General features: G+C 72.4%; 15 protein-coding genes and 1 pseudogene. 5 read left to right on the forward strand and 11 right to left on the reverse strand.

Annotation, left to right across the window (positions count from 1 at the left end):
* Positions 1 to 106: 106 nt before the first annotated feature.
* Together rsgA and Athai_RS21710 are read left to right on the forward strand one after the other, a co-directional pair.
* Positions 107 to 1,032, forward strand: a pseudogene (gene rsgA / locus Athai_RS21705) (ribosome small subunit-dependent GTPase A).
* A 289-nt stretch (positions 1,033 to 1,321) separates the two neighbouring features.
* Positions 1,322 to 2,068 carry a lysozyme gene (locus tag Athai_RS21710; protein ID WP_203963202.1) on the forward strand — a complete coding sequence of 249 codons (747 nt, stop codon included), beginning with the start codon at positions 1,322 to 1,324 and terminating at the stop codon, positions 2,066 to 2,068.
* Positions 2,069 to 2,151: 83 nt separating this feature from the next.
* Here the strand turns inward: Athai_RS21710 and Athai_RS21715 are convergent, their stop codons facing one another.
* Complete coding sequence (locus tag Athai_RS21715; RefSeq protein ID WP_203963203.1) at positions 2,152 to 2,685, reverse strand: DUF2087 domain-containing protein; 534 nt, start codon at positions 2,683 to 2,685, stop codon at positions 2,152 to 2,154.
* A 108-nt stretch (positions 2,686 to 2,793) separates the two neighbouring features.
* Between Athai_RS21715 and hisN the strand changes: the two genes are divergently transcribed.
* Together hisN and Athai_RS21725 are read left to right on the forward strand one after the other, a co-directional pair.
* Positions 2,794 to 3,600, forward strand: coding sequence for a histidinol-phosphatase (gene hisN, locus Athai_RS21720; protein ID WP_203963204.1), 807 nt, complete (start codon positions 2,794 to 2,796; stop codon positions 3,598 to 3,600).
* 169 nt (positions 3,601 to 3,769) lie between these two features.
* A complete protein-coding gene (locus Athai_RS21725; RefSeq protein WP_203966036.1) occupies positions 3,770 to 4,618 on the forward strand; it encodes a hypothetical protein in 849 nt (282 codons plus the stop codon).
* Between the two features lie 13 nt (positions 4,619 to 4,631).
* Here the strand turns inward: Athai_RS21725 and Athai_RS21730 are convergent, their stop codons facing one another.
* The 7 genes from Athai_RS21730 to Athai_RS21760 form a co-directional block, all read right to left on the reverse strand.
* On the reverse strand, positions 4,632 to 5,189 hold the full coding sequence (locus Athai_RS21730) for a hypothetical protein (RefSeq protein WP_203963205.1): 558 nt from the start codon (positions 5,187 to 5,189) through the stop codon (positions 4,632 to 4,634).
* A 78-nt stretch (positions 5,190 to 5,267) separates the two neighbouring features.
* On the reverse strand, positions 5,268 to 5,699 hold the full coding sequence (gene tsaA / locus Athai_RS21735; protein WP_203963206.1) for a tRNA (N6-threonylcarbamoyladenosine(37)-N6)-methyltransferase TrmO: 432 nt from the start codon (positions 5,697 to 5,699) through the stop codon (positions 5,268 to 5,270).
* On the reverse strand, positions 5,680 to 6,441 hold the full coding sequence (locus Athai_RS21740; RefSeq protein ID WP_203963207.1) for an SDR family oxidoreductase: 762 nt from the start codon (positions 6,439 to 6,441) through the stop codon (positions 5,680 to 5,682). The genes tsaA and Athai_RS21740 overlap by 20 nt, the downstream gene beginning before the upstream one ends.
* An 8-nt stretch (positions 6,442 to 6,449) precedes the next feature.
* Entirely contained in the window at positions 6,450 to 6,791 is a 342-nt protein-coding gene (locus Athai_RS21745) for a VOC family protein (RefSeq protein WP_203963208.1), read from the reverse strand.
* A gap of 75 nt (positions 6,792 to 6,866) precedes the next feature.
* The gene (locus Athai_RS21750) at positions 6,867 to 7,826 is read right to left on the reverse strand and encodes a sigma-70 family RNA polymerase sigma factor (protein ID WP_275422523.1); all 960 of its coding nucleotides are present in this window, start codon (positions 7,824 to 7,826) and stop codon (positions 6,867 to 6,869) included.
* A 161-nt stretch (positions 7,827 to 7,987) separates the two neighbouring features.
* Positions 7,988 to 9,661 carry a hypothetical protein gene (locus Athai_RS21755; RefSeq protein ID WP_203963209.1) on the reverse strand — a complete coding sequence of 558 codons (1,674 nt, stop codon included), beginning with the start codon at positions 9,659 to 9,661 and terminating at the stop codon, positions 7,988 to 7,990.
* A complete protein-coding gene (locus tag Athai_RS21760; RefSeq protein WP_203963210.1) occupies positions 9,658 to 10,617 on the reverse strand; it encodes a hypothetical protein in 960 nt (319 codons plus the stop codon). The genes Athai_RS21755 and Athai_RS21760 overlap by 4 nt, the downstream gene beginning before the upstream one ends.
* Positions 10,618 to 10,859: 242 nt before the next feature.
* On the opposite strand from Athai_RS21760, the gene Athai_RS21765 reads away from it, so the two are divergent.
* Entirely contained in the window at positions 10,860 to 12,077 is a 1,218-nt protein-coding gene (locus tag Athai_RS21765) for a helix-turn-helix domain-containing protein (RefSeq protein ID WP_275422664.1), read from the forward strand.
* Positions 12,078 to 12,165: 88 nt separating this feature from the next.
* On the opposite strand, the gene Athai_RS21770 is transcribed toward Athai_RS21765, so the two are convergent.
* The 3 genes from Athai_RS21770 to Athai_RS21780 form a co-directional block, all read right to left on the reverse strand.
* Complete coding sequence (locus tag Athai_RS21770; protein ID WP_203963212.1) at positions 12,166 to 16,212, reverse strand: carboxypeptidase regulatory-like domain-containing protein; 4,047 nt, start codon at positions 16,210 to 16,212, stop codon at positions 12,166 to 12,168.
* 453 nt (positions 16,213 to 16,665) lie between these two features.
* Positions 16,666 to 18,264, reverse strand: coding sequence for a Kelch repeat-containing protein (locus tag Athai_RS21775; protein WP_203963213.1), 1,599 nt, complete (start codon positions 18,262 to 18,264; stop codon positions 16,666 to 16,668).
* A complete protein-coding gene (locus Athai_RS21780) occupies positions 18,261 to 20,795 on the reverse strand; it encodes a carboxypeptidase regulatory-like domain-containing protein (RefSeq protein WP_203963214.1) in 2,535 nt (844 codons plus the stop codon). The genes Athai_RS21775 and Athai_RS21780 overlap by 4 nt, the downstream gene beginning before the upstream one ends.
* Positions 20,796 to 20,817: the final 22 nt, after the last annotated feature.

Raw genomic sequence — 20,817 nt, forward strand, 5'->3', positions numbered from 1 at the left:
ACGTGACGAGATGCCGGGTGGGTGGATGGCGACGGTCAGGCGCCGGGAGTACGACGAGGACGACGTCCGGGTGCGCCCGGGTCGCGGTTCTCGCCCCCGGACCCGGATCCGTCCCCGGCACGCCGACGCCGCCGGCGGCTTCGTGGTCGGGGTGGACCGGGGCCGCTACACCTGCGTGCTGGACGAGGGCGACACGGTGACCGCCATGCGCGCCCGGGAGCTGGGTCGCAAGTCGGTGGTGGTGGGCGACCGGGTGGCGGTGGTCGGCGACCTGAGCGGCGCGGACGGCACCCTGGCCCGCATCGTGCGGATCGAACCGCGCCGGTCGGTGCTGCGGCGCACCGCGGACGACGACGACACCACCGAGCGGGTCATCGTGGCCAACGCCGACCAGCTGGTGATCGTCTCCTCGCTGCAGGACCCGCCGCCGCGCACCGGGTTCATCGACCGGTGCCTGGTCGCCGCGTACGACGCGGGGATCGAGCCGCTGCTGTGCCTGACCAAGGCCGACCTGCCGGCGGCCGACCAGTCCCGGGCGGAGCTGCTGGACTACTACGCGGACCTGGACCTGCCGCGGGTGGACACCCGGCCGGACCGGCCGCTGACCGAGCTGGTGGGCCGGCTCGCCGGCCAGCTGTCGGTGCTGGTGGGCCACTCCGGGGTGGGCAAGTCGACGCTGGTCAACCGGCTGGTGCCGGGTGCCGGCCGGGCGGTCGGGGTGGTCAGCGCGATCGGCAAGGGCCGGCACACCTCGACCAGCGCGGTGGTGCTGCCGCTGGCCGGCGGGGACGGCTGGCTGGTGGACACCCCGGGGTGCGGTCGTTCGGGCTCGCGCACGTGTCGGCCGAGTCGCTGCTGGCCGGGTTCCCGGAGCTCGCCGAGGGCGCCGCGGAGTGCCCGTCGGGCTGTTCGCACGGCCCGGACGCGCTGGACTGCGGGCTGGACGCGCTGGTCGCCGCGGGTCGGGCCTCCGCGCGCCGGCTCGCCTCGTACCGGCGGCTGCTCGCGTCCCGGTCCGGCCCCGACTGGTGAGGCCTGCACGGCGCTCCCCGGTCCACGGTGCCGGGTGCCGATCCGCCTCCGGGACGCGATCGCTACCGACCGGTAACGAGAACGGCGGAAGTCACCACTCTGGGCGATCATTCAGAAGAATTTCTCCAGGATCTCTTGAGCTGTTCCGCACGAGGTGAGAATCTGTGCCGTATCCAGCCTGATTTGGAAGTTAGTTTCGGACTCGTACCCGATGCCGGACAGGCAACGAACGGCCCGATGCTCGCCTCCACCAACCCCCTTGTGGCTGGAACATTCGGGAGGTTCACTCATGACCGGTTCCCCAGCCCGGCGAATCAGACGCCTGGTGATCGCCGCGGTCGGCATGGTCAGCGCCGCGGTGATGAGCCTCGGCATGGCCGCCCCGGCCCACGCAGCCACCTACGTCAAAGGCATGGACGTCTCCGGCTACCAGGGCAACGTCAACTGGTCGGCCGCCTGGAACAACGGCGGCCGGTTCGCCTACGTCAAGGCGACCGAAGGCACCGGCTACACCAACCCGTACTTCGCCCAGCAGTACAACGGCTCGTACAACGTGGGCATGATCCGCGGGGCCTACCACTTCGCGCGCCCGAACATCTCCTCCGGCGCCACCCAGGCGGCGTACTTCTCCGCGCACGGTGGCGGCTGGTCGGCCGACGGCAAGACGCTGCCGCCGGCGCTCGACATCGAGTACAACCCCTACAGCGGCGGTACCTGCTACGGGAAGTCGCACTCCGGCATGGTCAGCTGGATCCGGGACTTCTCCAACTACATGTACAACAAGTGGCACAAGTACCCGATGATCTACACGACGTTCGACTGGTGGAACACCTGCACCGGCAACTCCAGCGCGTTCGCCTCGACGAACCCGTTCTGGATCGCCATCTACCGCTCCACCCCGCCGACGTCGATCCCGGCCGGCACCGCCACCTGGACCATGTGGCAGTACGCCGACCACGGCACGTTCCCCGGTGACCAGGACTACTTCAACGGCAGCTACACCCGGCTCCAGGTGCTCGCCACCAACCACGACTGAGCCGGCCGCTTCACCCGCCTCGGCGCCTCTCGCCACAGCGAGGGGCGCCGAGCGCCGTCGCGGCCGGGCCGCGCGTGCGGCGCTCAGATGTCCACCGGGCCCCCGGTCCGCCAGTAGATCCCGTGCTCGCGGGACATCAGTTCCTCGTCCACCAGGTAGCGGCGCAACGACGCGTAGTCGTGGTACCAGGCGCGCAGCACCGCGTCGACGGCGCGCTCCGGGTACCGCACGCCGGGCTCGAAGCACGCGGCCAGGTGCTCCAGCACGACGCGCCGCTTGCCCCGCGCCACCGGGATGCTCACCAACCGCCCGTCGGTGACGAACGCGCGCAGCACCGCGTCCCGGTTGTCGTCGGGATCGAGCCGCTCGGCCGGCGCCGCCGGCAGGTTGTCCCGCACCGCGGTCTTGAACACCGACAGGTCGGCGGTGAACGCGCCGTCGCGCTCGGCCACCAGGCCGCGGTCGGTCAGTACGCCGAGGGCCCGGACCACGTCCCGGGCGACCAGGCCGGTCGCCTCGGCCACCGCACTGGGCGAGGTGGCGCCGAGCGCGACCGCGGCGTACGTCTTGACTCGCTCCGGCTCGGCCAGCAGCCGGCAGATGGTCTCCGGGTTCATGATCCGATTATCCGTGCGGGGCGACCGGACGGCACGCCGTCATGCGGCGCGTACCGACCGCGGGCGGCTGCGGCGCCGCGCTGGGCGGCTGGCTCTAGAGTTCTCGGCATGACCCGCGCCCACGACGACCACCTCGACGACCTGTCGCTTGCGCACGTGCTCGCCGACGCGGCCGATCGCATCTCGATGGCCCGCTTTCGCGCCCTGGACCTGCGGGTCGACACCAAGCCGGACCTGACTCCGGTGACCGACGCCGACTCGTCGGTCGAGGAGTCGATCCGGGCGTCGCTGGCCCGGGCCCGGCCACGCGACTCGGTGCTCGGCGAGGAGTTCGGCGCCAGCGACCCGGGTGACTGGCGGGGCAACCGGCAGTGGATCGTCGACCCGATCGACGGCACCAAGAACTTCGTCCGTGGGGTGCCGATCTGGGCCACCCTGATCGCACTGTTCGCCGGTGGCCGGCCGGTGGTGGGCCTGGTCAGCGCGCCGGCGCTGGGGCGGCGCTGGTGGGCGGCACTGGGCCACGGGGCGTACGCGGGGCGCAACGCCACGCACGCCAACCGGATCGGCGTGTCCGGGGTGAGGTCGCTGCCCGACGCGTCGTTCTGCTACTCGTCGCTGACCGGCTGGGAGCGGCGCGGCAAGCTCGACGGCATGCTGTCACTGACCCGGCGCAGCTGGCGGTCCCGGGCGTACGGCGACTTCTACGGCTACATGCTGCTCGCCGAGGGCGCGGTGGACGCGATGGTGGAGCCGGAGCTGTCGCTGTGGGACGTGGCGGCGCTGATCCCGATCGTCACCGAGGCGGGTGGCAGTTTCACCGACCTGACCGGGGCGCCGGCGCCGGGCGACGGCAGCGCGGTGGCGAGCAACGGTCCGCTGCACGGCGAGCTGCTCGCCGCGCTGGGCGACTGAACGTAGGCACGGAGCGACGGTACGAACACATCTGGTCACCTTCGGCGGTCGACCGGCCACCGGTGGTCGACGCCGGTTTCCCGACCCGACAATCACTGGTGTCGATGCCGTGGCGGGTAGCGCATATCCTCGCCCCGTGATGTCTGTGGGTTGGCTGAGTCTGTTCGCGATGATCGTGGCGTACGGCGTGGCCAACCTGCTGCAGTCCGTCGCGGCGAACCGGGTGCAGGTGCACGACACGCTGCACCCCGGCCTGTTCGTGCGGCTGGCCGGCCACAAGACGTACGTGATCGGCGTGGTGCTGCAGTTCGTCGGGTTCCTGCTCGCCTTCCTGGCCCGCCGCGACCTGCCGCTCTACCTCGTCCAGGCGTCCTCGGCGGCGGGCATCGGGGTGATGGTCGTGCTCGGCGTCGTGCTGCTGCGCTGGCGCATCGTGCCGATCGAACTGGGCCTGATCCTGCTGCTGACGGTCGGCATCGCCGCCCAGGTGCTCGCCGCGAAACCCGGCCCCGCGCACCGGATCGGGGCGGTCGGCGCGATCGTGCTGCTCGCCGCGATCGGTGCCATCGGTGCGCTCGCGTTGCTCGCGGTGCGGCTGCGCGGCTCGGTCGGTTCGGTGGCGCTCGGTTCGCTGGCCGGCATGGCGTTCGGCGCCGGCGCCATCGCCTCCCGGCCGCTCGCCTCCGTCCCCAGCCTCAGCGGACTGGTCACCAGCCCCCTGCTGTACCTGCTGATCCTGCACTCGATCCTGGCCCAGTTGCTGCTCGGGCTGGCGATGCAGCGGGGCAGCGCCACCGCCGCGGTGGCGGCGATGGACGCGGCGTCGGCGATCCCGGCCGCGGTCGTCGGCCTGCTGTTCCTCGGCGACGGCATCCGCGCCGGCATGCACTGGTTGGCGCTGACCGGGTTCTGCTTCTCGCTCTGCGCGGTCCTGCTGCTCAGCCGGTACGCGGAACCGCAACCGCGCCGGGTGGCCGCCGGCCAGGTCACCACCTTCGGCCCCGCCGACGTGCACTGACGCACCGGGCCGGTCAGGCGGCGCCGGGTGGCGCGGCGGTCTCCCGCAGGGCGCGCCGCCGGCCGTGCCGGCGCAGCGCCACCACCAGGCAGACGATGCCGGCGAACAGCAGGCCGCCGCACGGACAGGCGATCGCGGCGACGATCCCCCCGACCAGTCGCGGGCCGCTGAGCATCGCGCCGATCGCGAGCGCCTTCCGGCCCGAGGAACTGGTGCAGGTCAGCCGGTAGCTGCCGGCCCGGTCGGCGCGCAGCTGGTAGCGGGCAGACCAGGACTCGCCGCCCTGGGTCACCGTCAGCCCGGACGTCTCGGACAGCGCCAGCCCGGCCGGGCTGGCCGTACAGTGCAGGTCGCCGCCGGCGGTGTCGCCGGAGACGTACAGGGTGCGGCGCTGCCCGGCGGCCAGCGACAGCCGCACCCTCTGGCCGGTGTCGAACCGCTGCAGGTCGCCGAGCGCCGGGCGCAGCGCGAACAGGAACGCGCCGATGCCGGCGGCGACCCCGAGCACCAGCACCGCGATGGCGATGCCGTACCAGAGGCGGCGGGGGCGGATCGTCGGCTGCTCGGTCATCCGTTCAGCCTGCCAGGTGGCCGCCAGCCCGGTACGCCGCCACGCCAACCGGCCCCCGCCCGCCGGCGGTGCGGCCCGTCAGCGTTCCGCCGCGGGGCCGAGGACCGGCTTGATGTCGACGATCGGGGTGCCGTCGAGCGCCTCCAGGTCGCGGACCCGGATCCGCAGTCCGTCGATCGCGACGATCCTCACCCGGTGCAGGCCGACCGGGTTCGGCCGGTCCGGCGACCGGGTGGCGAACACGCCGGTGACCGGCCGGTCTGCGTCGCCGCGCGGATGCACGGCGAGCACCTGCCGGTCGGCCCGGTGCAGCCAGGTCAGCACCAGCACGTCGGTACCGGCCGTCAGATCGCGCATCGCGTCGGCCACCGCGGCGTCCAGCACCAGCCAGGCATCGGGCGCGCCCTCGTCGCCCTGCCGGGGCGCCTGGTCGCGCCGGGTCAGCGGCGACTCGACCCGCCCGATCGGCCGGAGCAGGTAGCCGTCGCGGTCAGTCTCGTCGGTCGGCAAGGTATTCCTCCCAGGTTCGTCCGGCCGCCACGGTGGCGCCCCGGTCGGGTAGCAGCGCGCCGGCCCGGACCGCGCCGAGGCCGGGCACCGGTACCGGCAGTACCGGCCGGCGCCGGCCCGTCACTTTCAGGTAGGTACGGATCAGGTCGGCGAAGCTGGCCTCCGCCGGCCCGCCGAGATCGGGCACCCGCCCGGCCGGCGCCCCGAGCGCCAGCTCCACCAGGCGCTCCGCCACGTCGACCGGGTCGACCGGCCGCACCCGGAAGCCGGCCGGTACCGGCACCACCGGCAGCCGGCCGAGCGTGCCGGCGCCGCGCGCGATCAGGTCGTAGAACTGGGTGGCCCGCAGCACCGTCCAGCCCAGCCCGGACCGCACGACGGCCTGCTCGGCGGCCAGCTTGGCCCTGAAGTACCACCAGCGGAGCCGGTCGACGCCGACGATCGAGACGTGCACCAGGTGCGGCGGGTCCGGTCGCGCCGCGGCGGCCTGCACGAGGTGCTGGGCGGCCGTGTCGTCTCCGGTGCGGTCGCTGGCGCAGTGCACGATGGTGGTGGTGCCGGCGACGGCGGCGTCGATGCCGGTGCCGGCGACGAGGTCACCGAGCACGTGCCCGACGCCGTCCCGGTCGTCGTGCCGGTGCCGGGACAGCACCCGAACCTGGTGGTCGCAGCGGCGCAGCCGGTCGACGACCAGCCGGCCGAGGGTGCCGGTGCCGCCGGTGACCAGTACGAGCGAGGACATCGCGGCGGCTACTTCTTCTCGAAGAACGCCAGTCGGTACCCGTCCGGGTCGAGCAGGTCGAACTCCCGGTTGCCGGTACGCCCGCGCGCCGGCTTGTTCTCGGGGCGGAAGCCGGCCGCCAGCACGCCCTGGTAGTACGCGTCCAGGTCCTCCACCTTGAGGTAGGTGGTGCTGCCCGCGCCGCTGGCCGGTTCCCCGGCGACGAACGTCAACCAGAACCAGTTGACGTAACAGGTCATCCTGCCCTCCTCGGACCTACCCGGCCGGAACCCCAGCGCCTGATAGAACTCCGCGGTCCGGGCCAGGTCGGCGACCTGGTAGGTGAGGCCCGAGATGCTGCTCGGTTTCACGTCGACTCCTCTCGAGGTCTGCTCCGTCACCCACCTGACCGCCGGCGTGCCGACAATGTGACCGCGGGCCGCGAATCAGTCGGGTGACACCTCGTCTCGCTCCCGCCGGGCCCCGTCCCGGTCCGGCGGGAGGGAGCCGACCCGGTCCCGCCGGGCCCCGTCCCGGTCCGGCGGGAGGGAGCCGACCCGGTCCGGCAGGACCACGTCGAGGGCGCGCAGCCGGGCCGGGTCGGCCAGGATCTCGATCTCGGTGATGCGGTCACCGACCACCGTGAGGGTGAACACGACCCGTACCTCGCCGCCGACGCTCCACACCAGCGCGGCGGCACCGTCGACCAGCGCGAACCGGGCCGCCCGGGCCCGGCCGGCGAACTGCTCGGCGACCGCGGCGGCGCCGACCACCCCGGTACTGGCCCCGGTCGCCACCGCGGCGGCATCGGCGCGCAGCACCGCGTCGGGGTCCAGCAGCGCGAGCAGCGCGGCGAAGTCACCGTTGCGGGAGGCGGCCAGGAACGCCTGCACGACCGTACGCTGGCGGGCCCGGTCCGGTTCGGGCCGCGCGCCGGATTCGCGTACCCGGCGGCGCGCCCGGCTGGCCAGCTGGCGGACCGCGGCCGGGGACCGGCCCGCGATGTCGGCGATCTCGTCGAACGGCACCGCGAACATGTCGTGCAGCACGAACGCCAGCCGCTCCGCCGGCGCGAGCCGGTCCAGCACGGTGGACAGGGCCAGCCCGACCGACTCGGTCAGCTCCGCCTCGGCCGCCGGATCGGCTCCGCCGGCCGGCGGTTCGTGGTCCTCCAGCGGCTGCTCCCGGCGGGTCTGCCGGGCCTGCAGCATGTTCAGGCAGATCCGCGCCACCACCGTGGTCAGCCAGGCGGGCAGGCTCCGCACGTCGCCGCGGTCGGCGCGGCTGAGCCGCAACCACGCCTCCTGGACCGCGTCGTCGGCCTCGCTCGCCGAGCCGAGCATCCGGTACGCCACCGCGCGCAGCCGCGGTCGAGCCCGTTCGAAGCCCTCGGCCAACTCCTCCACGTCACATTCCTTCCCGCGTGACCGTCATCAGTGGGGACACCGAACACCGACCATCACGAGGAGCTACACCACGACAGGCGTGCATCCATCATCCACCCGCGAACCCGCCCGGGCCCCGAGAGCCCGCCTCGAGGTCCGGGCCGGGGACTTCGAGGCAGCCCCTAGTCCAGCACCGCGGGGTCGGCTTCCAGGAGGCGCGGGCTGCCCCCGTCACGCGGGTCGAGCAGCAGGTACGCGGTGTCCGGCAGGGCGCGCAGGAACTCCGGTGTCGGCGCGTACCGGGCGGCCGCCGGCACGCCGGGCTCGGCGCCCGGGCGCCAGGGGTGCGGCGGCAGGGGCGGCACCGGCGGCGGGGCCGGCAGCCGGCCGGGCGGCTCCGGTTCCGGGCCGCCGCGCCGGGCGGCGGTGGGCTCGGCGCGGGCCATCGTACGGTCGGCGACGAGCAGCTCGATCCCGGCCGGCAGCAGCCGGGCCGCCTGCGCGGCCTGGGCGGCGCCGGGCTGGCGCATCAGTACCGTCGCGTCGGTGCCGGTGGGCGCCGTGGCGTCGCCACGCAACCGGCGGTAGAGCAGCAGCAGCCGGATGCCGCGCCGGCGGGCCAGCGTGTCGAGCCGCTCCAGCTGGGCGCGGCGCAGCCCGTCCGCACCGGCGACCACGAGCAGCCGCGCCGGGCCCGACTCCTGCGGTACCAGCCGGCGCACCTGGTGCAGCAGGGTGCCGGCGAGCACCTGCGCGAGCAGGCCGGTGGACAGATCCTCCTCGTCGCCGGCCAGCTGCATGACGCGCAGCTGGGCGTGCGGATCCCGGTACGGGCGGACCCCCGGGTCGTGCTCCTCCAGCAGCGCGAGCTGCTCGGCCGCGGCGGCCAGCCGGCGCAGTCGGGTCGCCGCGGTCTGGCTGCCGACCTGACGCAGCGCGGCGGCGAGGTTGGCGCGTTCGGCCGCGGTCAGCGCGTCGCCGTCGGCGACCACCCCGTCGAGGGCCCGCAGGGCGGCGCCGACCCGGCGGAAGGTGACCGGGCCACGCAGCGCGGTCACCGCCTGCCCGACCAGGCCGGCGTCGCCGGAGCGGTCGCCGCTGTCCGAGTCGCGGTCGACCGCGTGGACCGCCTCGGCCAGGACGGTACCGACCTGCGCGGGAGCCAGGTCGGCGAGCAGGCCGACCGACGGCAGGTGGTCGGGCAGGGTCAGCAGGTCGAGCCGGTGCCCGGCGGCGCCGGCCACCCGGACCAGGTCGCGGGCGGCACTGCTGCCGGTCAGGTCGAGGATGGTGACCGAGCCGCCGGAGCCGATCACCGAACCGGCCACCGTGGACAGCAGCGCGGCCCAACCGCGGTCGGTCCCGCCGTACACGTCGACGTGCTCGGCGCCGGCCGGGCGCAGCGGCCGCCACCGTCCCGCCGGTGCCTCCGGCGCGGGTGCCGGGACCGGCTCGGCGTGCCGGGCACAGCGCCGCAGCCACCGCTGGTGCTCGGCGTCGGCGTACCGGGCGGCGAACCGGCGCGGCAGCACCAACCCGGCGGTGCCGGCCACCGCCAGGACCGCGCAGCCGCTCCCGATCAGCGCCAGGATGCCGTTTGCCAGCGCGGCGGCGAGCGCGAACCCGACGACCGCGAGGGCCGCGGCGGCCGCGGTCGGCCACCGGTAGCGCAGGGTCCGGCGGCCGGCGGCGGCGTACCGCTCGGCAGCCGCGTCGGCCCAGTCGGGGTCGGGTACCGACGGGGTCGCCGGCGCGGCCCGTTCCGGCGCCGCCGCCGGCAGAAGCCGGTACTCCCAGCCCCACCGCTCGCCGGGAGCGAGCAGCGCCGTCGACCGGCGCTCGCTGCCCCGGGTCACGCCGGCTCCCCCGGCCCCGGATCCGCCTCGTTCGGCCCGGCGGTCGGCGTGCCCGGCGATGCGGCCGGCGGCGTGGCCGGTCTGGCCGGCCGGGTGGCCGGCGGCGGATCCGGCGTGGCGGCCGGCGCTGCCGGCCCGTCGCGGTCGTCGGCCGCCGCCGGTCGTCGGGCGACCGATGACCGGCCGGCCGGCTGCGGGTCGGCCGACGGTGGGCCGCCCGTCCACTCGGCCGGTGCCGGGCCGGCCGTGGGTGGGCGGGGCGGCTGCGGATCGGGCGGCGCGGCGACCGGGTCGGCGCCGGTCGCCGCCACCGGGGACGCGTCCTCGGTGCCGGCTCGCATCGGCCGGTCCCGGGCCAGCCGGTCCAGCTCGGCGGCGAGGTGGTGCAGGTGCCGCGCGGCGCCGCGGTGGTCGGCGTCGCGTCGTTCGTCGTCGGCGCCGGTGAAGCGGCGGTCGCAGCCGCCGCAGTGGGTGGCGAGCCGGTCGCTGATCGCCGGGCAGGCCGGGCAGCGCCGCCGGGTCAGGTCGAGGCGCGCCCGCGCGGCCCGCTCGTGCAGGTCGGCGGCGGCAGCACCGCGGTCGGTGGCGGCCCGCAGCCGGCCGGGCAGTTCGGCGTCGGACAGTGGCCGGCCGTCGACGGCCAGCGCGGCCTCGGTGAGCCGGCCCAGCGCACGCCGGGCGGGCCGGCCGCCGGCCGGCTCGGCGCCGACGGTGACCAGCAGCGGGTACCAGCCGAGTACCGCCAGTCGCAGCGTGCCGGCGGCCGGGCCACGGTGCCAGCGCCGGGCCCCGGCCGGGTCGGGGTCGGGGTACGGGCGCCAGCCGTCGGCCGCGGTGACCGCGTCGTCCAGGACCGCCGCGGCCGGCTCGGTCAGGTACGGGACGGGCAGCAGCAGGTGCACGTAGTGCCGTCCGGTCCAGCGTCGGCGCAGCGACACGCCGTCCGGCTCGGTCACCTGGCCCTCCCGCGCCACCCGCCGTCGTCCTCACGCTCCGTGTGCGCAAGAAAGCACGCACCGGGTGGGAAACAGCCCATCCGGTCGGCCGCGAGCCTACCGCCACCCGTCGGATCACCGATCGAGGCCTTACCATCCACGGCAGAGGGCTACATGGGGCCTCGCGAACCTGTCGTCGAACGGTGGGCGCCGCCGACCTTCAAGGCACGGGGGCAGGCACGGTGTCGGAGGGCGCATCGCCGATGATCCTCCGTCGCGCCTACCCCGGGGCACCAGGTGTTAGCGGTGGGGTGTCCCGGCCGGCGGATCCGGTAGCGTCCCGGATCCCGGTCACCGGCCCCATACCGCTCGCATGCAGCAAAGGGTCAGTTCAGAATGGCGTCGATGGCCGGGCCCAACAGGCTCCGGCGCGCATTCCGAACCGACCTCAAAGCCGATGCGGCCAGTCACGGCCGCACATCGCCTGTCACCGGGGAGGCGCTCGTATCGTGCTGGAGGCCGTTGGACTCCGACCGTCAGAGTGGCGTGCGTACCACGTCCTGATGCGCCTGCCCACAGGCACCGCCGAGGAACTCGCGGAGCGTCTGGGGCTGGACATCGACGAGGTCGCCGCCGCGTTGGCCGTGCTGCAGCGGCGGAAGGCGGTCACCCGGACCCCGGACGACCCGCGCCGGTTTCGGGCCGTACCCCCGGACCTCGCGTTCGGGCCCGAGCTGCGGCGCCGGCAGCGCGACCTCGCCGTGGTGGAGGAGGCCGTCGACCGGCTATCCACGGAATACCGCAACCAGCTCGCACTGCGCGGCGCCGGTGAGCTGATCGAGGTGGTCTTCGGCGAGGCGATCGGACCACGCATCGTGGAACTGGAGCGCAAGGCGCAGAAGGAGGTCTGCGGCATCATGAAGTCGCCGACCTTCGCCATGCGGCCGTCCGAGAACGTCGCCGAGATGGAGGGGCTGCGCGCCGGGATCGCCTACCGGTCGATCTACCCGCGCGAGGTGTTGACGATCCCCGGCGACCCGTTCGAGCTGGTCAAGTCCGTGCGTCATGGCGAACAAGCACGCGTCATCGACGAGACACCACTCAAAATGATCATGGTGGACCGGGCGGTGGCGGTGGTACCGGTCCTACCGGCCGATTCGCCCGAGCCATCGGCACTACTCGTGTACCCGAGCGGCCTGCTCGATGCGCTGGTGGCGCTGTTCGAGGCGATCTGGGAGAATGCCACGCCGCTGCTCGCCACCGACGACGCGGTAGAGCCCGCCGGCGAGAACGCCCCGTCGGCTCAGGATCTGCACCTGCTGTCACTGCTGCTTGCCGGTTTGACCGACCAGGCCATCGCCGCGCAGCTCGGGCTCTCGATGCGCACCGTGCAACGCCGCGTGCACGGTCTCATCGAGCTTGCCGGGGTGCGTACCCGGTTGCAGCTGATCTGGCGGGCCGCCCACCGCAACTGGCTGTAGCTCGGGCGCGACGACCGTCGAGGTGAAGTACGAGGCTGGGCCGGCCCGTGGAGGTTGCGGGCCGGCCCAGCGGGTCAGGGGTCGACCGTCACGCCTTCTTCAGCGTGACGTCGAGCCGCACCGTCTTGCCCTGCCTGATCGTCACCGACTTCACCTGCGGGTGGTACCCGGGCTTGGCGACGATGACGGTCACCGGACTGTTGCGGTAGTCCAGCCACAACGCGAAGTGGCCGTCCCCGTCGGTGGTGAGCAGGTAACCGGCGGCCCAGCCGTCGATCTCTACCTGGGCGCCGGCCAGCGGCGTTACGGCACCGCTGCCGTCATCGGCCGAGACCGTACCGGTGATCTTGCCCCAGGTCGACGGTGGCGCCACCTTCATGGTCACCGCGACCGGGGTGACCAGGTACGGCGTGTCGGTGGCGACGCTGAACTCGGCGGCGTACTTGCCGGGCTGAGTGACCGCAGGGTCCGACGCGTCGACGGTCACCTTCACCCGCTTGCTCGCCCCCGGGGCGAGCAAGAACTTACCGGCGCTCAACGACAGCCAGGAGACGTCCTCGCCACTGCCCTGGTCGTAGCCGGACAGCACCGACGAAGAGCCGGTCGGCGCGGTGTTGGCACCGCCCGGGTTGCCCCCGATCTGGTAGAAGCCGAGCGCGCTGCCGCCCCGGTAGATCGCGGCGTTGGCGTTCGGCAGCGCCGTCCACGAGTTGGTCTGCGGGTCGTAGGCGAACCCCTGGTTGGTCAGCGCGGCACTGCCGTTGGTGACGCCGCCGGAGACCAGCAGCAACCCGTTGGCCGCGGTGTAGGCCGAACCCCACAGGTCGGCCGGCAGGTCCGCGATCGGTGACCAGCCGTCGGTGGCCGGGTCGTACACGTAGCCGCTGGTGCCGGCGCCGGAGCCGCCGGCGCAGTAGAGCTTCCCGGCGATCGCACCGCAGGACTGCCAGGCGGTCGCGACCGGGTAGTCGGCGGCCTGCGACCAGGAGTCGGTGGCCGCGTCGTACACCAGGACCGTTTTGACCCCACAGGTGGAGGTGCAGCCGCCGACCGAGTACAGCTTGCCGCCCAGCACCGCGCTCCCGGCACCGGCGTACGCCTTCGGGGCGGTCGCACCGGTCGACCAGGTGTTGCTGGCCGGGTCGTAGATCTCCAGCTTCGTGTCGGTGCTACCGCTGGCGGTCCAGCCGCCCACGGCGTAGAACTTGCCGCCGATGAAACCGTGCGCCGGGGTGCCGTCGCGGGCGTCTGCGGCGCTTGCGCCCTGGGTCCAGCTGCCTGCCACCGGATCGTAGACGTACAGGTGGTTGGTCTCGCCGGTGCCGGTGAAGCCGAACGCCGAGTAGACCTTCCCGTGGTACTCGCCGGCGGCGTTGTCCTGGACGGCCAACGGCAGGTTCGCGATCGGGGTCCAGGCGTCACCCGACGCCCCGGTGTCGGGTGCGGCACCGGTCGCCGTTCCGCGATGCCGCAGCGGCGAGACGTCCGCCTTGACCACCTTCCTGGGTGCGCCGGTCTGCGTCGCCTGGATCTGGAACCCGCCGGAATGTTCGGCGAGCGACACGCTGGCCGGCTGGCCACCGGTGTTGGTGACGGTCACCGATCCGGTCGCGGTCCCGCCGTCGAGGTCCAGTGCCTTGCGGATCGACTGCTTGGACAGGCTGATGCGGCCGGCGGTCAGGGTGATGTTGGCGTGCGTGACATCGTCCGGCCGTACCGCCACGGCGGCAGTCGCATCGTGGTAGCGCGCCTTCGCGGCGGTGAACGGGTGCGAACCGGTCAGGGACGAGAACATCCAGTAGAAGCCGGTACCGGCGGCCGAGTCCGTCGTGGTGGCGGTCTCGGTCGGTGCGTCGCCGCTGGTCACCGAGGCAGACTCGACACCGGAGCCGGTGTTCGCGTCGAGCACCCGGCCGGCGACCAGCCCGCCCGGTTTCGGGGTGCAGTCGAGGTTTCCAAGGAATACGTCGTCGACTTCCCAGTAGAAGCCGGCGAGCGCGGTATAGCGGAACCGCACCTGCACCGACGCCTGGTAGGCGGCGGTGGTCAGCTGGATCTCCTGGTGCCCCTTGGTCGCCGCGGTCCGGTGCCAGACCGTGCTCCAGTTGGCACCGCCGTCGATCGACAGGTCGACATCGGCGACCTGGGTGAGCCCACCGGAGAAATTGGTGTCGAACGCCAGCCACGGGTTGGCCTGATCGGACATGTCGACCATGGGAGTCAGCAGGCTCGCGTCCCACTTCTGGCTGGTGACCGGCCCGGTCGCCTCGAGGATGGCGAAGTTGCCGGACCCGCCGGTGCCGTTGCCGCGGTGCACCGGGTTGTCGAACACCCAGTTTCCCCGGCCAGTGGCGTCGACGTCGGTCCACCCGTCCGGGATCGTGGTGGCGTCGAACGTCTCGGTCAGGCCGTCCTTGGTCTGGGTGTATCCGGGTGCCGTACAGGCCTGCTGGTCCACCAGCAGGGTCAGGTTCTTGTGCACGTCGGTGTCGCGGACGCTGACCGCCGCGTCGGTACCGGTGTAGCCGGGCAACTGCGCGGTCGCGTGCACGGTGTAGTCCTTGCCCGTCGGCAGGCTCAGCGAGTACTTGCCGGTGTACGGGTTGGTGTAGACCGGGCCGCCGGGCACGCCGTCCACGGTGATCTTCGCGTACAGCGGCCAGTCGTGGCCGGAGCCGTCGGTCACCTTGCCGGTGACGGTGTGGGTGGCGATCGGGTCCAGGGTGAAGTCCGCCGTGACGCTGCCGCCATCGGCGACGGTGACCGACGCCGTGCTGCTCTGGTAGCCGTATGCCGCAGCGGTCGCCCGGTAGTCGCCCGGCGGCACCGACATCGTGTACGAGCCGTCGGCGGCCGAGGTCGCCGTGTCGGAACCGACCGAGATGGTGGCGCCGGCGATGGCCGCGCCGCTGCCGGAGCTGGTCACCGTGCCGGCGACGGTACCGTGTGGCCCCGAACGGAACGCGCCGAGCCCGTTCGGGGTGCCGAGGCCGGTCGGGCCGTCGTAGCCGGTGCCGGCGGTGCACCAGTATGCCGGGGTGCAGGAACCGTTCTCCCCGTCGGTGACGTCGTTGAGCGCGCCGACCTTGGCATAGGGGTAGGCGTTCGGGTAGGAGCCCGCCACCGGCGCACCGGCGTCGGCGTAGACGCCGGCGATGATCGGCGCCGAGGCGCTGGTCCCGCCGTACTGGGCCCACCCGCTGGCCTGGTATGAGTTGTACACGGCGACACCGGTAGTGGGGTCGGCCACCGCGGACACGTCTGCCACGCTCCGCATATCGCAACCCGAGTCGTGCTGGAACGCCGGTTTCGGCTCGTACAGCGAACAGCCGGATCCAGGGCCGCCGTAGGAGTTGTGCCAGACGCTCTCCGACCAGCCGCGCGGACTACTGTCCCGGATCAGGGAGGTACCACCGACCGCGGTGACGTATTGGGAGGCGGCGGGGAACGCCACGCCGTAGGCGTCGTCACCGGTGGAGACGGTGATCGCCACGCCCGGGTGGTTGTAGTACTGCTGCTCATAGGTCAGCTCGTCAGGCGACTCGCCGCTGCCCGGGTCGGAGCTGTAGCCGGTGCCGTACGAGTTCGACACGTACTTCGCGCCGAGTTCCACCGCGGTGTTGACCGACGTACCCAGGTCCTCGAACGACGCGGAATCGGCCTCCACCAACAGAATGTTCGCGTTCGGCGCGGCAGCCGAGACCATGTCCAGATCCAGCGAGATCTCCCCGGCCCAGCCGGCGTCGGGCGCCGGGTAGGTAGTTCCGCCGGTCTGGTCGACCTTGCTGAAGCAGCCACTCGCACTCGTACACGCCGGCAGCCCGTACTGCTGCCGGTAGACGGCCAGGTCCGCCTCGGCGTTCGGATCGTCGTAGGCGTCCACGATCGCGACAGTGGTACCCGCGCCGCCGTCGGCCGGCAGGTTGTACGCACTGCGCAGATCACTCGGCCCAAACCCGGACGGCGTGGAGTTGGGCTGAACTCCCTTGGCGCCGACCACATCGGTGCGCCGCAACGAGAAGCAGGTGAACTCGCCGGGATCGGCGGTGCCACAGACCGGCTCCACGTTCAGTTTCGCCGTCGGCGGGTCCGGTGGCGCGGCGAATGCCGGGGCGGCCAGTCCCAGCCCGATCATGCCCACTGCGGACGCCACGGCGAGACTACGGATACCCGCTCTCGCTCGTCGACCTCCGACTCTGGTGCGTCTCAACTCACGACCTCCTGAGGTCTTGCGCTACCGGTTGCCACCGCGAAGGCGAGCAACGGCGTGGCGACGAACCACGTCGGCGACCAGAATCCCCAGCCGGCATGGTGCGGAACAATGGGCGCGGGCTGGCGGGGTTTCGCCATGACCATGAACCGCCGTACCGAGTGCTGCCGGCGACGCGAGCCGGCGTTCGGCAGGCCCCGACTGCCGGGATGGGCCCACCGACCCGATCTCGGTGGCACGGCGGCCACGCCGACGGCCGGCCCGGGCAGGCCCGGACCGGCCGTCGATCTGTTGCATGTGCCGGAATCCAGATCGAGTTCCCGGCGGTCTGTCGCCTCGGTCGTCTCGAAGCCCGCGGCGCGACCTTCGAGGCACGCCCTACAGTCGCAGCAGGGTGACATCGACCGTGACGGTCTTGCCCTCCTTGATCGTCGCGGTCTTGACCTGGGGGTGGTAGCCGTCCCTGGCGAAGATGACGGTCAGCGGACTGTTCCGGGAGTCCATCCACAGCGCGAAGTGGCCGTTGGAGTCGGTCTTCACCAGGTAGCCGGCCGACCAGCCGTCGATCTCCACCGAGGCGCCGGACAGTGGGGTCACGGTGCCGTGTCCGTCGTCGGCCGACACCGTACCGGTGATCTTGCCCCAGGTGCTCGGCGGAGTGGCGTGCATCGTCACACCGATCGGCGCAATGCTGTATGGCGTGTCGGTACCGACGCTGACCGCGGCGGTGTAGTCGCCGGGCTGGGCCACGGCCGGGTCGGTCGGGTCGACGGTGATCTTCAACTTCCTGCTGGCGCCCGGCGCCAGAGTGAACGTGGTTCGATTGAGCGACAGCCAGGTCACGTCGGTGTCGCCGCCCTGGTCGTACCCGGCCAGTACCGATCCGGTCGCCACCGGCGGCGACGAGGAACTGACGCTGCCGCCGATCCGGTAAAAGCCCAGGGCGCTGCCGGAACGGTACACCGCCTCGTTGGCGTTGGGCAGCGGCGTCCAGGTGTTGTCGTCCGGGTCGTAGGCGAACCCCTGGTTGGACACCGCCGAGCTGTTGTCCGCCACGCCACTGGACACCAGCAGCCGCCCGTTGGCCGCCGCGTACGCCGAACCCCACAGGTCCAGTGGCAGGTCCGCAATCGGCGACCAGGTGTCGGCGTTCGGGTCGTAGACGTACCCGTGTCTGGTCGACGCCGAACCGATTCCGCCGGCGCAGTAGATCTTGCCGGCGATCGCGCCGCAGGACTCCCAGGAGATGGCTTCCGGGTAGTCGGCGGCCTGCGACCACGTATCGGAGGCCGAGTCGTACACCATCACGGTCCTCTGACCGCATTCGCTGGTGCAGCCACCGATCGAGTAGAGCTTGCTGCCGAGCACCACGCTTCCGGCACCGGCGAACGCCTTCGGCGCCGTGGCACCGGTCGACCAGGTGTCCGACGACGGGTCGTAGATCTCCAGCTTTGTGTCCGGGGTGCCGTTGTCGGCCCAACCACCGACGGCGTAGAACTTGCCGCCGATGAACCCGTGCGCCGGGTCACCGGATCGGTTGTCCGACGCGCTGGCACCCTGGGTCCAGGTGCCGCCGGCCGGGTCGTAGATATACATGTTCTTGATGTCGCCCGAGCCGGTGAACCCGTACGCCGAGTAGAGCTTGCCGCCGTTGACGCTGACGGCGTTGTCCTGCAACGTGGTGGGCGCGTTGGCGATCGGTGTCCACGCGTCCGCGGACGGCGCGTCGTCCTGCGGAGCGGTGCCGGTCGCGGCACCGTTGTGGCGCAGCGGTGAGACGTCCGTCTTCACCAACTGCTTCGGCGCGCCGCTGGGCGTCGACTGCATCGAGAAGCCGCCGCTCTGCTCACCCAGGCGCACCGTCGCCGGCCGGCCGCCGGTGTTGGTCACGGTGACCGCGGCCGTGGCGGGAGCGCCGTCGAGGCTCACTGTCTTGCGGACCGACTGCTTCGACAGCGCGATCTGACCGGCGGTCAACGCGATGTCGGCGGGGTCAGCGCGTCCGGCGCCACCGCGACGGTGGCGGACTCGGTGTGGTAGCTGGCCTTGGTCCCGGTGAAGGTGTGCGACCCGGTCAGCGACGAGAACATCCAGTAATAGCCGGGTACACCCGCCGCGTCGGCGGTCGTCGCGGTCTCGGCCGGCTTGTCCTTGCTGACCACCGACACCGAGTCCAGGCCGTCGCCGGTGTTGGCGTCGGTCACCCGGCCGGCGACCAGTCCACCGTGTACCGGCAGGCAGGAGATGTCGCCGAAGAACACGTCGTCGACCTGCCAGTAGGAGTAGGCCGTATTGCCTGTGTAGCGGAACCGCACCCGCACGTCGGCGTGGTTCGCCGCGCCGGGCAGATCGACCTCCTGGTGGCCGCCGGCGTAGCCGGTCTTGCGCCAGGCGTTGGTCCAGGTCGAGCCGCCGTCGGTGGACACGTCGATGTCGGCGACCTGGGAGGACCCACCGACCCGGTAGGTGTCGAAGGTCACCGTGGGGTGGTCCTTGTTGGACAGATCCACTGACGGGGAGACCATCGATGTGTCCCGAGCACCGGTACCAGTGGTCCCGTCGGCGATGGCGAAGTTGCCGGTACCGCCGGTGTAGTTGGTCTGGTGGCCGGGGTTGTCGAAGGCCCAGCCGCCGTTGCCCGTGGCGTCGGTGGTGGTCCACCCGGCCGGCGTGGTGGTGGTGTCGAACGTCTCGCTGACGCCGGTCTTGGTAATGGCGTAGCCGGGAGCGGCGCACGCCTTCTGGTCCACCACCGGCTTCAGGTTCCGCCGGATGTCCTTGTCGGCGACCTTCACCGTGGAGTCAAGCACCGTGTAGCCCGGCAGTTGCGGGGTGGCGTGCAGCGTGTAGTCGCTGCCCGTCGGCAGGCTCAGCGAGTACTTGCCGGTGAACGGGTCGGAGTAGACCGGCCCACCGGGCACGCCGTCCACGGTGATCTTCGCGTACAGCGGCCAGCCGTGGCCGGAACCGTCGGTCACCTTGCCGCTGACCGTGTGGGTGGCGAGCGGAGTGAGCGCGAGGTCGGTCGTGACGGTGCCGCCGTCCGCGACGCTGATCGAGACGGTCTTCGGGTCGAAGCCGTACGCCGCGGCGGTCACCTGGTAGTCACCCGGCTGCACCGACATCGTGTACGAGCCGTCCGCGCCGACGGTGGCGGTGCTGCCACCGATATTGACCGACGCGCCGGAGATCGCCGCACCGGTGCTGGCGTTGGTGACTGAACCCGACACCGTCCCGTGTGGCCCGGCCCGGAACGCGCCGAGCCCGTTCGGGGTGCCGAGGCCGGTCGGGCCGTCGTAGCCGGTGCCGGCGGTGCACCAGTATGCCGGGGTGCAGGAACCGTTCTCCCCGTCGGTGACGTCGTTGAGCGCGCCGACCTTGGCATAGGGGTAGGCGTTCGGGTAGGAGCCCGCCACCGGCGCACCGGCGTCGGCGTAGACGCCGGCGATGATCGGCGCCGAGGCGCTGGTCCCGCCGTACTGGGCCCACCCGCTGGCCTGGTATGAGTTGTACACGGCGACACCGGTAGTGGGGTCGGCCACCGCGGACACGTCTGCCACGCTCCGCATATCGCAACCCGAGTCGTGCTGGAACGCCGGTTTCGGCTCGTACAGCGAACAGCCGGATCCAGGGCCGCCGTAGGAGTTGTGCCAGACGCTCTCCGACCAGCCGCGCGGACTACTGTCCCGGATCAGGGAGGTACCACCGACCGCGGTGACGTATTGGGAGGCGGCGGGGAACGCCACGCCGTAGGCGTCGTCACCGGTGGAGACGGTGATCGCCACGCCCGGGTGGTTGTAGTACTGCTGCTCATAGGTCAGCTCGTCAGGCGACTCGCCGCTGCCCGGGTCGGAGCTGTAGCCGGTGCCGTACGAGTTCGACACGTACTTCGCGCCGAGTTCCACCGCGGTGTTGACCGACGTACCCAGGTCCTCGAACGACGCGGAATCGGCCTCCACCAACAGAATGTTCGCGTTCGGCGCGGCAGCCGAGACCATGTCCAGATCCAGCGAGATCTCCCCGGCCCAGCCGGCGTCGGGCGCCGGGTAGGTAGTTCCGCCGGTCTGGTCGACCTTGCTGAAGCAGCCACTCGCACTCGTACACGCCGGCAGCCCGTACTGCTGCCGGTAGACGGCCAGGTCCGCCTCGGCGTTCGGATCGTCGTAGGCGTCCACGATCGCGACAGTGGTACCCGCGCCGCCGTCGGCCGGCAGGTTGTACGCACCGCGCAGATCCGCCGGACCGTAGCCTGACGGCGTAGCGTTGGGCTGGATTCCCCTGGCGCCCTTCACATCGGTGCGCCGCATCGCGAAACAGGTGAACTCACCCTTCTTCGCGGTGCCGCACACCGGTTCCACCTTCGGCGCCGTCGCGCCGGTGTCACCGACGGCGGGTGCGGCGAAGGCAGGAGCCTGCATTCCCAGCCCCGCCAACCCGACCGCCGCGACGAGCGCCAGGCCGTACCGACCGGCCTTCGTTCGTCGACGCACCGTTTCCCTGCCGTACACGCAGATCCTCCCTCTGGCGATT

The organism is Actinocatenispora thailandica, from assembly GCF_016865425.1.
GTDB lineage: Bacteria > Actinomycetota > Actinomycetes > Mycobacteriales > Micromonosporaceae > Actinocatenispora > Actinocatenispora thailandica.